General features: G+C 46.5%; 7 protein-coding genes. 3 read left to right on the top strand and 4 right to left on the bottom strand.

Translation table 11 applies throughout. The features are described 5' to 3' along the window. Nucleotides 1–574 precede the first annotated feature (574 nt). The 3 genes from FO447_RS01825 to ppdK all read right to left on the bottom strand — a co-directional run bounded on the left by FO447_RS01825 (nucleotide 575) and on the right by ppdK (nucleotide 5,228). Nucleotides 575–796 carry a hypothetical protein gene (locus FO447_RS01825; RefSeq protein ID WP_117587336.1) on the bottom strand — a complete coding sequence of 74 codons (222 nt, stop codon included), beginning with the start codon at nucleotides 794–796 and terminating at the stop codon, nucleotides 575–577. 60 nt (nucleotides 797–856) lie between these two features. Then, complete coding sequence (locus tag FO447_RS01820) at nucleotides 857–2,338, bottom strand: phage integrase SAM-like domain-containing protein (protein ID WP_117587337.1); 1,482 nt, start codon at nucleotides 2,336–2,338, stop codon at nucleotides 857–859. Between the two features lie 169 nt (nucleotides 2,339–2,507). After that, entirely contained in the window at nucleotides 2,508–5,228 is a 2,721-nt protein-coding gene (ppdK, locus tag FO447_RS01815) for a pyruvate, phosphate dikinase (RefSeq protein ID WP_118199982.1), read from the bottom strand. Between the two features lie 888 nt (nucleotides 5,229–6,116). Between ppdK and rlmD the strand changes: the two genes are divergently transcribed. Further along, nucleotides 6,117–7,568: a 23S rRNA (uracil(1939)-C(5))-methyltransferase RlmD gene (gene rlmD, locus FO447_RS01810; RefSeq protein ID WP_200757405.1), complete on the top strand. Its 1,452-nt coding sequence runs from the start codon at nucleotides 6,117–6,119 to the stop codon at nucleotides 7,566–7,568. Nucleotides 7,569–7,593: 25 nt separating this feature from the next. Further along, complete coding sequence (locus FO447_RS01805; RefSeq protein ID WP_200757403.1) at nucleotides 7,594–8,763, top strand: porin; 1,170 nt, start codon at nucleotides 7,594–7,596, stop codon at nucleotides 8,761–8,763. Nucleotides 8,764–8,831: 68 nt separating this feature from the next. On the opposite strand, the gene FO447_RS01800 is transcribed toward FO447_RS01805, so the two are convergent. Continuing rightward, nucleotides 8,832–10,115 carry a DUF3078 domain-containing protein gene (locus tag FO447_RS01800; protein ID WP_200757401.1) on the bottom strand — a complete coding sequence of 428 codons (1,284 nt, stop codon included), beginning with the start codon at nucleotides 10,113–10,115 and terminating at the stop codon, nucleotides 8,832–8,834. 138 nt (nucleotides 10,116–10,253) lie between these two features. Here FO447_RS01800 and FO447_RS01795 point away from each other — a divergent pair, with 138 nt between their 5' ends. Continuing rightward, nucleotides 10,254–11,858, top strand: a complete 1,605-nt coding sequence (locus tag FO447_RS01795) for a CTP synthase (protein ID WP_200757399.1) — start codon at nucleotides 10,254–10,256, stop codon at nucleotides 11,856–11,858. Nucleotides 11,859–11,908: the final 50 nt, after the last annotated feature.

Raw genomic sequence — 11,908 nt, 5'->3', positions numbered from 1 at the left:
GTGGTTTGGAGAGAGGGGTAGCCTGGCTTTCAAAATAGGTGGAGATGGGAAGGAAGTCCATCTTCGCCAAAAACGGAAGCAAGCCTACCCTGAAAGAAAAGTCCTCCTCGCATGTATGCCATCCGCCAAGGGGTGTGGTGGCCAAAGCTCCACATGAAGGTTCGACCTATCTCCCTTGCTGCTCTATGGCTTCATAGTGCAGTTTCTCCAGACTATCAGGAGAACTCAGTGAAGCCGAGGATGGATGAAAGCCAGGAGAAAGGGAATAAAGCGAAGCCATAGACATAAGAAAAGCGCAAATGTTCAAAACAGCTACTATTTGGAACATTTGCCAAGACACCCATCGGCGATACCGCTTTACAGGCGAAGCTGAACGGTTCGTTTGTTGGCTGCGACTGAACAGGGAGCAGCCGAAACCAAAAAGAGGTAACAAATCAACTTTGCCACCTCTCTTTGTCTTAATACTCAAAGTTCTTTAGACCATTTCTTACCCCATGGGGTATAAAGCCATGCTAAAAAAGCCAATGCTGGCACTAAGCAAATAGCAAAAGTTAATCCTAAAGCATTCATAATTTTATCTTTTTGATATTATTAATCCAATTATAGCCAAGACTATTGTCAAGACAATCCCCAAGTATATAGCCGATACCGTGCCATCTTGGTCTGTCTTTATTATTTTAAAAAGTGCCGCCAATCCACCCAAGACCATAATAGTGTATGTAAATTTGCTCATGTCAAAGAAATACTTGATTACAGTTTCTCTGATAAACCTTTCTTTCTCATTTTTCTGTTTCATTTTCTTAATTGTTGGCAAAGTTACGAAAAAGTTTCGTAACTTGCAAGTTATTACTAATATTTATTTCACTATTCTACTATAATCCTTAGTTTGCCCCTTATCTTTGTTTTCGATACGGATTTGAACCATCGTTCTTGCAGGGATGGTATCTGGCATTCTAGCCATAAGATATTCAATAACATCATTTACATTATTGAAGCCGACATCTTCCACCTTCACTAGAGCCTTGCCTCTATAATACAGCGTACCTTTGATGAGCTGCTTATATGAGAATCTTTCGAAATGGTCACCTTTCTCATCTGAAACATGAGTAGTAGAGCGATCTTCCGTGAAGAAAATCTTCTCCACCACCTTTTCATTGAGTTCCCAGGCTGGCGTAAAATCTAGCTTCACATAAGTTCTCGTAACTCTATAGCGATCAGAGTGGTTCATTGCAAAGCCAACCTCTGCCAACGTAGCCCCACATTCATTTTGAGCCACAGTAGCCCACGTATGGCGAAAAGTATAGACGCAATAAGTTTCATCATGCTTCATACCAAGTGATTTCTCGCAAACTTTTCTTATGCCAATGTTGACATTGGCACCGAAAGAGTCACTGGAAGTCATTCTTTGGTGGAAATTAAACAAGTAAGGCGACTCGGTCTTATCCAAATACTTCTCAAATAAAGGCAGGATGATTCCAGGCACTCGCATCTCGATATAAGCATTATCTCGTCGGGCATTTCTTGTCTTTGCTCGCTCATAGCCAATTATTCCATCATGATAGTCCTCTTTCTTCAACCTGTAAATATCAACGGTATTGATACCAGCCAAGCACATGACCATCATAGCAACATCCCTGCCTAATTCTGGCAAAGGAAAGACTCTGTCGCTCTCTGGAAGTGGGGCAGCAAAGAACGCCCGAACTTCTTCCATGGTGATGGCCTTCTTCTCAGGAACATCAGAACTTGGTATTTTCACCTTTAGCCAAGGATTTGTAGTGATTCGAATCATACCATTATCATAATCATTGAACTCAGCCAATGCTTGCTTGAAAATCTGTCTCACACAAACAGGGTACATCTCCTTGGCTCTAGCTGTCTTAGATAGAGCTTTTATCCAACCATTGATAAACTGGGTAGTAAGCTGGGAGAACATAACCTTGTTGCTTCCGGCATATCTTTCCAAATGCTGATAAGCCAATTCGTAGTTTCTTGCATTTCGCTCATGCCCATCATTATACATTTCATCATGATATTTTCTAGCGTAGTCAGAAAAACATATGTCCGCAGTACCTTTCTCCAAATATGCCACAACATCATGGACGCTCCACTTTCTAATCTCCACCTTATTCAACAACTCTGCAAACTTTGCGATTCTTGCAGAACAAGACTGAAGGACAAAAGGATCCTTAACCTCTCTGTTTTTCTTGTCCACACCTTTAGAATCAACAATCTTATCCGTCCTTATATATTTCACTCCACGATTGTGAGTGATACGGATGTAAACTGGCCAAAAGCCATCATTTCTCTGTTTCTGAACAATTACCTTAAATGTAGCCATAAAACTTCTAAACACGCTCTAAACGTTAAACAAAATTACTCTAAAACTTTTCTAAACATTTCGTTTCATTTTTAGCATTTTAGTGCTACTATTGCTAAAAACGAATTAAGAGGAAAGCCCCTGTTTAAAGGACTTTCCTCTTAATTAACTGATAATCAACAAATATTCTTTATTCCTCAACAGCAGCCTGCGCCGCAGCAAGTCTGGCGATTGGCACGCGGAATGGTGAGCATGAAGCATAGTTCATACCGACCTTAGCGCAGAACTTAACTGATGAAGGCTCACCACCATGCTCACCGCAGATACCTGTGCGCAGGTTAGGACGGGTAGCACGACCATTCTCTACTGCCATCTTGATAAGCTGACCAACACCCTCCTGGTCGAGAACCTGGAATGGGTCAACCTTCAAGATTTTCTTCTCCATGTAGGCAGGGAGGAAGGAAGCAATGTCATCACGAGAGTAACCGAAGGTCATCTGTGTCAAGTCGTTAGTACCGAATGAGAAGTACTGAGCCTCCTCTGCAATCTGCCCTGCTGTAAGGGCAGCACGAGGAATCTCAATCATAGTACCAATCTCAAATTCTACCTCTACGCCGTACTCAGCGAATACCTCCTTAGAAGTAGCGAGGATGATAGACTTCTGCTGCTTAAGCTCCTGAACGGTACCGATGAGCGGAACCATGATTTCAGGACATGGGTTGTAACCTTCCTTCTTCAACTCGCAGGCTGCACCGAGGATGGCACGGGTCTGCATGGCTGTAATCTCTGGGAATGTGATACCGAGACGGCAACCGCGATGACCGAGCATAGGGTTGTTCTCTGCCAGAGAGTTTACACGCTTCTGGATTTCCTCTACGCTTACGCCCATCTCCTTAGCCATGGTCTGCTGACCAGCCAAATCGTGAGGTACGAACTCGTGGAGAGGTGGATCGAGCAAGCGGATGTTCACGTGGCAGCCATCCATTGCCTTGAGAATTCCATAGAAGTCAGCCTTCTGATATGGGAGGAGCTTGGCAAGTGCCTTCTCACGACCCTCAACAGAGGCTGCCAGAATCATCTCACGCATAGCTACAATCTTCTGATCATCGAAGAACATGTGCTCTGTACGTGTCAGACCGATACCCTTGGCACCGAATGCACGGGCTACCTCAGCATCGTGTGGAGTATCCGCATTGGTACGGATTTCCATCTTTGTATATTTGTCGCAGAGGTCCATCAGCTCCTTGAAGTCGCCTGAAAGTTCTGCAGCCTTTGTCTCAATCTGTCCTGCGTAAACCTGACCTGTTGTACCATTCAGAGAGATGTAATCACCCTCCTTGTACACAACGCCTTCAATCTCAACAGTCTTAGTCTTGTAATCTACGTTGATAGAGCCGGCGCCTGATACACAGCACTTACCCATACCACGAGCCACAACGGCAGCGTGAGAAGTCATACCACCACGAGCAGTAAGGATACCCTCAGCAGCCGACATACCAGCGAGGTCTTCAGGAGATGTTTCGATACGAACCATGATAACCTTCTTGCCGTCCTCATGCCACTCCTGAGCATCGTCAGCGTGGAATACAATCTGACCGCAGGCAGCACCTGGAGATGCAGGGAGACCCTGTGTGATGACCTTAGCCTTAGAGAGAGCCAGCTTATCGAATACAGGATGCAAAAGCTCATCGAGCTTCTGAGGCTCACAGCGCAGGATAGCAGTCTTCTCATCAATCATACCCTCGTGGAGGAGATCCATGGCAATCTTCACCATAGCGGTACCTGTACGCTTACCGTTACGTGTCTGGAGGAACCAGAGTTTGCCTTCCTGTACGGTGAACTCCATATCCTGCATATCGTGATAGTGGTGCTCCAGCTTATCCTGCAGCGCATCGAGTTCCTTATAGAGTTCAGGCATAGCCTCTTCCATAGAAGGATACTTGGCAGCACGCTCCTCTTCAGAGATACCTGCACGCTCAGCCCAGCGCTGAGAACCAATCTTTGTAATCTGCTGTGGAGTACGGATACCGGCTACCACGTCCTCACCCTGTGCATTGATAAGATACTCACCATTGAAGAGATTCTCACCATTACCTGCATCACGTGAGAAGCAAACACCTGTAGCAGATGTATCGCCCATGTTACCGAATACCATCGCCATGACAGATACGGCAGTACCCCACTCATCAGGAATACCTTCCATCTTGCGGTAGAGGATAGCACGCTCGTTCATCCAAGAACGGAACACAGCGCAGATAGCGCCCCAGAGCTGATCGATTGGGTTAGTAGGGAAATCCTGACCTGTCTGCTCCTTGATAGCAGCCTTGAAGAGTTCAACGAGCTTCTTGAGCGACTCTACAGAGAGGTCCTTGTCAAGTGTAACGCCCTGCTCTTCCTTCACCTTTTCGATAATGGCCTCGAATGGGTCGATATCTTCCTTGTTTACAGGCTTCAATCCCATAACAACGTCACCGTACATCTGTACGAAACGGCGATATGAATCGTATACGAAATGAGGGTTACCGGTCTTCTTGACCAATCCCTCAGCTACTTCGTCATTCAAACCGAGGTTTAGGATGGTATCCATCATACCAGGCATAGATGCGCGTGCACCTGAGCGTACTGATACGAGGAGTGGATTCTCTACAGAACCGAACTTGCTGTTCATCAATGCCTCAGTATGAGCCACAGCAGCCTTCACTTCGTCCTGAAGAAGTTCTTTGATTTTTTCCTCACCCACTTCATAATATTCATTACAAGTGTCTGTAGTAATGGTGAAACCTGGAGGAACTGGTACACCAATCAGGTTCATTTCGGCAAGGTTCGCGCCTTTACCACCAAGTACTTCTCGCATTTGGGCATTGCCTTCTGCTTTTCCGTTTCCGAATGTATAAACTCTTTTTTCGTTCATAATTGTTATAGGTATAATATTTTATTCCGTTTAACGTTGTTAATTATTAATTGTAATGCAAAGATACGATTTTTATTTGATACTACCAAACTTTTATACGCTTTTTTGCTATCCCGAGATTACATTTTATACTGTTGACGCACACACGGGCAGAAAATTAACAATCCCGAATACGATAGAAAGATATTTGACGAATCTGAAAGTGCGTCTCTCGGGATTGCAGCCTGCATTCTGATGTTTTTTACCTCCTCCCGATGCATCTGAAACTGCGTCACGACGTAGCGATGGCTACGTCCCGACGCAGCGCCAGACACGTCGCGACGTAGCAACGGCTGCGTCGGGACGCAATTTAAAGGTAAAAGGGCGTTTAAAGGTAAAAAAGTAAAAAGGTAAAAAAGTAAAAAGATTGTGAGGCGATAACAAAAGTAACAAAAGTAACAGGTGACTTCTGATGTAAAAATGTGAATGTGAATGTGAATTTGAAATGTAAATGCAATGAAAAAAAGAATGCATGTAATGATATTATATCATTTAATTCCAATATAATAAGGTACGCGCGTACGTACAATTAAAATATATACTATCAAAAATCATCAATAAACAGCCTCGACAAAAGGATACACATGACAGTCCGTTTTCTTCACTTACATTTCAAATTCACATTCACATTCACATTTCATCCCTTTACAACCACCGAATATTACCTGTTACTTCTGTTATTTTTGTTATCGCCTGATAATCTTTTTACTTTTTTACCTTTTTACCTTTAAACGCCTTTTTACCTTTAAACGCCTTTTTACCTTTACTCGCAAATAATTTGGGACAACTCTTGCATTTCTCATAAAATTGCAGTATCTTTGCACCCATAAAAAAATACAAAACATTATTATGGCAAGAAAACGTAAACCATTACCTCTGTTAGAGAACATCACCATCGAGGCAGTAGCAGCCGAGGGTAAGTGCATCACACGCGTAGATGAGCAGGTCATCTTCGTACCTTTCTGTGTGCCAGGAGATGTTGTCGACTTGCAGGTAGTAAAGAAGAAACATAAGTATTGCGAAGCCAAGGTGGTTCGCTTCATCAAGAAGAGCGAGGTGCGACAGGAGCCTATGTGCGAGCACTTCGGCATCTGCGGCGGATGCAAATGGCAGAACCTGCCTTACGAAGAGCAGATCAAGGCTAAGCAGAAGCAGGTGGAAGACCAGCTCACCCGCATCGGCAAGATTGAACTCCCTGAGTTCCGCCCTATCATGGGTAGCGTGAAGACCCAGGAGTACCGCAACAAGATAGAGTTCGGATGCAGCAACAAACGATGGTTCACCGCCGAGGAACTGGCTCAGCTCCCTCAGAAAGAGGATGAAACCGTAACATCGCTCAAGGAGCGCCACGCCCAGAACGCCATCGGTTTCCATATCACCGGAGCCTTCGACAAGATTTATCCTATCAGGAAGTGCTGGCTGATGGATGACCTCTGCAACGAAATCCGCAACTTCGTATTCGAATATGCTGATTCTCACGACTATACCTTCTACGACCTGCGTGAGCAGCACGGTTTGCTCCGCAACATGATGATCCGCAATTCGAACACCGGAGAGTGGATGCTCGTCTTCCAGTTCCACTACGATGAGGAGGGCGATGAGCAGAGAGCATTGGAACTGATGCAGCAGGTGGCTGACAAGTTCCCTCAGATTACATCGCTCATGTATGTAGACAACCAGAAGGGAAACGATACCATCAACGACCTGGAACTCAGCCTCTTCAAGGGCAACGACCATATCTACGAACTGATGGAAGACCTGAAGTTCAAGGTGGGTCCTAAGAGTTTCTACCAGACCAATACCGAGCAGGCTTACCACCTCTACTGCGTGGCCCGCGAATTTGCCAACCTTACCGGAGATGAGCTGGTTTACGACCTCTATACCGGAACCGGAACCATCGCCAACTTCGTGGCTCACAAGGCAAAGAAGGTAATCGGTATCGAGTACGTGCCAGAGGCCATAGAGGATGCCAAGGTGAATTCTCAGGTGAACAACATCGAGAACACCCTCTTCTATGCAGGCGACATGAAGGATATCCTGACCAACGATTTCATCGCACAGCACGGTCGTCCTGACGTCATCATCACCGACCCACCACGTGCCGGAATGCACCCAGACGTAATAAACGTCATTCTGAATGCAGCACCAAAGCGCATCGTATACGTAAGCTGCAACCCGGCAACCCAGGCTCGCGACCTGCAGCTGATGGATGCACAGTATAAGGTAGCTGCCGTTCAGCCGGTGGACATGTTCCCTCATACCCCTCACGTAGAGAACGTGGTATTGCTCGAAAAGAGATAAACCTAGAAATCAAAATAGAAACAAGATGAAGAAAACCATCATCATGGCGCTCATGGCTGTAGCTTCGGTCTCAGCCAGCGCCCAGCAGAAGCAGACCATCGAAATACCATCATGGTTGAGCAACGTGAAATTGTCGGGGTATGGAATGACCCAGTATCAGTACAGCGGACAGAAAGATGCTGAATCCAACTCATTCAACATCCGTATGGCGCGTATTTCTCTCGAAGGTCGCATAGCAGGCGACTTCTACTGGAAGACTCAGATTCAGTTCAACGGCAACACCTCTACCCTCGGTTCCAGTCCGAGAATGGTGGATCTGTTTGCAGAATGGCAGAAATATGAATACTTCAAGGTGAAGATCGGTCAGTTCAAGAACCCGTTCACCTTTGAGAATCCGATGCACCCTATCGACCAGGGCTTCATGGGATATTCACAGAACGTGAGCAAGCTGGCTGGTTTCAGCGACCGTGCCGGAGAACATGCATCCAACGGCCGTGACATCGGTCTTCAGTTCCAGGGCGATTTCCTCAAGAATGCCAACGGCAGAAACCTGCTGCACTATCAGATTGGTGTATTCAACGGACAAGGAACCAATACCAAGGACGTTGATAATCAGAAGAATGTGATTGGTGGTGTATGGGTAATGCCTGTAAGCGGCATGCGCATCGGTGCCTTCGGATGGACCGGTTCTTATGCAAGAAAGGGAACCTGGACCGACGAGCATGATGCCTCCTATACTGCCGACATTCAGGAACGCTCTGGCGTTCGCAAGCTCAGCCAAAACCGCTATGCCTTCTCTTTCGAATACAAGAAAGACGGCTGGACCGTACGTTCTGAGTATATCCACTCTACCGGCAAGGCTTTTGCCAAGAGCATCACCAACTTCAACGATGCCAACGCCAAGGACTGCAATCTGAATGCAAAAATCGGCGACAAGGCACAGGGTGTATATGGATTGGTTATCGCCCCATTGGCTCAGCTGCCAAAGAACAGCCGTATCGACGTGAAGGCGCGTTACGACATGTATCAGCCTAACGGCAAGAGTAACATGCAGAGAACCCAGTATGAGGCTGGTTTGAACTTCCACATCGGCAAGCGAATCTCTATCCTTACCGAGTATGCGCTCATCAACGACAAGACACTCGCGAAGCATAATTACTCCATGGCAGATGCCGAGGTTTGCTTCCGATTCTAACAGATACAACAAAGGCTCGCTCCTGCTACAGGAACGAGCCTTTATTGTGTTTATTGTCAACTACTTATCTAGAATGAATAAGAGAAACCTACTGACATGAATTCCTTAAACTGCCAATAGCTATCATCATCCTTGCGCTTCACACCATCGTCGAAACGAGGATAGAGGAAGATGTTGGTAGAAATATAGCGGTTAAACTGGAAGGTAATGGTGTTTTCCCACTCTATTTCAGCACGCTTGTAAGTGGTGTATCCCCAGAGACGGGTCTTCCACTTGATATTATCCGCTATCTGCCACGACAGGTCGAAGGTACACTCAGAACCGTAATCGGTCATGCCATGCTTCCCCTCATCCAGTCCGTACCGCGTAGCCAGCGACGCTCTGCCCACATACTTCCAGTTGAAAGCCAGAGGAGCCAGATGAGCACTACCCTTCAGGCGGTGATTGAACCAGTCTACATTATAATCCATACCGACAGAGAGGTTCAGATTGAATGGCGAGAAGAAATCGGAATAAACCGTCTTGTCATTACTCTTGTAACCATGCGTAAACTGAGTCTGACCAATCAGCTGGATGGTATAATACCACTTCCTGGAAGCCTGCAGACCGAGTTTTCCGGTGTATCGTATCATATCGTCGCTCGTCTTCAGCGTATGAACCGTATCTCCCTTCGAAGTCTGGTAACCCAGGCGCATCTCCACCTTATTATCCCATTTTAGCTTCTGCTTGTTATTGTAATTGGCAAACATCGTCACTCTTCCGAGCACCGAATAATTGCTCTCACCACCCTTATACCAGTTGTCAGAAACATAGTTTTGCAGGAACTGCAGATAATAATCGCCACCTATGGTCCAGAAGTTAGGACGGGTGATGACGATATCCATCGGCGCCGCATCCACCTCAATCGCCTTCGGAGCCACCAGCTCTACGATATCAGGATGATTCTTCTTCGGTTTGCTCTGCGCAGCCAGCGGTGCCCCCACCTCCTTGAGATGAGACTCAGTATTGCGCACCAGGTCGGGACGCTTGAGATATACATCCATCAGCGTCTGGTCGAGCATCGTTCCGAGCGAATCCTTCACCCCATCCTGAGGCTTGAGTCGCAACATGCGGGCTGCCGGACCATGATAGAAGGTGAGCGGCGTAAAGAGCTGGGCATATCTGCTGTCCCCGGAATCCATCTTCATGGAATCGATGCGCTGACGGCACATCAAGAGCGAGTCAGCATAGATTTCAGCCAACTTGTTCTTCGATGCCTCTTCGGGCTCCACCTTCTTCAATTTGCGCTGGGCAGAAACAGGTGTCAGAGCCGAAAGAAACGCAAGAACGAGTAATCCAAATTTTATTTTCATACCTTAATTTTATAAATTTGGGCACAAAGGTAATAAATAATTCATAAATCTATGCCCTTTATTAGGAATATTTTTGCTCATTTCACAAAAATGTCGTAACTTTGCAGCCAAATTATTCTAATTTAAATTATAAATATCGTGGCTGAAACAAAGTACATCTTCGTAACTGGTGGTGTGGTTTCTTCTTTGGGTAAAGGAATCATATCTTCATCCATCGGTAAACTTCTTCAAGCAAGAGGTTACAACATTACTATCCAAAAGTTTGACCCATACATCAACATCGACCCGGGTACGCTGAACCCGTATGAGCATGGTGAGTGCTACGTAACGGTAGATGGTATGGAGACCGACCTCGACCTCGGACACTACGAGCGATTCACCGGCATTCAGACTACAAAAGCGAATTCTCTCACCACTGGTCGTATCTACAAGGCAGTCATCGACAAGGAACGTCGTGGCGATTATCTCGGCAAAACCATCCAGGTGGTGCCTCACATCACCGACGAGATCAAGCGCAACGTGAAGCTGCTCGGCAAGAAGTATCACTATGACTTCGTGATTACCGAGATTGGCGGAACCATCGGCGACATCGAGAGTGCCCCATACATGGAAGCTATCCGACAGCTGAAATGGGAGCTGGGCAAGAACGCCATCAACATTCACCTTACCTATGTGCCTTATCTGAAGGCAGCAGGCGAGTTGAAGACAAAGCCTACCCAGCACTCCGTGAAGGAACTGCAGAGCGTAGGTATTCAGCCAGATATCCTGATTCTCCGCACCGAGAAGCATCTCGAAGAGGGAATCATGAAGAAGGTAGCAAGCTTCTGTAACGTAGACTTGGACTGTGTGATTCAGAGCGAAGACCTTCCTAGCATCTACGAGGTGCCTGTAAACATGCAGAACCAGGGCCTCGACACCGCCATCCTCCGCAAGATGGGCGAACCTATCGGCGAGACACCAGCGCTGGGTCCTTGGAGAACATTCCTCGACCGCAGAAACAAGGCTACAGAGGTGGTAAACATCGGTCTCGTAGGCAAGTACGACCTGCAGGATGCATACAAGAGTATCCGCGAGAGTCTCTCGCATGCCGGCACCTACAACGACCACAAGGTGAAGATTACCTTCATCAACTCAGAATATCTCACAGAAGAGAACGTGGCTGAACAGCTGAAGGGACAGGATGGTATCGTCATCTGCCCAGGCTTCGGCCAGCGAGGCATCGAGGGCAAGATTATCGCCGCTCACTATACCCGCACCCACGATATCCCTACCTTCGGCATCTGCCTGGGTATGCAGATGATAGTCATCGAGTTTGCCCGCAACGTATTGGGCTACAAGGATGCCAACTCACGCGAGATGGACGAGAAGACTCCACACAATGTCATCGACATCATGGAGGAGCAGAAGAACATATCAAACATGGGTGGAACCATGCGTCTCGGCGCTTACGAGTGTGTACTGAAACAGGGTTCACGCGTGTTCAATATCTACAAGAAGGAGCATATTCAGGAACGCCATCGCCACCGCTATGAGTTCAATAACGAGTTCCAGCAGGAATTTGAGAAGAACGGCATGATGTGCGTAGGCAGAAACCCTGAGAGCGACCTGGTAGAAATCGTAGAAATCCCAGGCTTGAAGTGGTACGTAGGTACACAGTATCATCCTGAATACCAGAGTACGGTGCTGAAACCACATCCACTTTTCATGGATTTCGTAAAGACAGCAATAGAAAACAAAAAGTAAATATTAGGAGTTAAAGGAGTGATCCCCTTTACTCCTTTAATTTCAAATTT

The organism is Segatella copri (assembly GCF_015074785.1).
Lineage (GTDB): Bacteria > Bacteroidota > Bacteroidia > Bacteroidales > Bacteroidaceae > Prevotella.
Note: the sequence above shows the minus strand (reverse complement) of the source record. Positions and strands in the feature narration are given on the sequence as shown.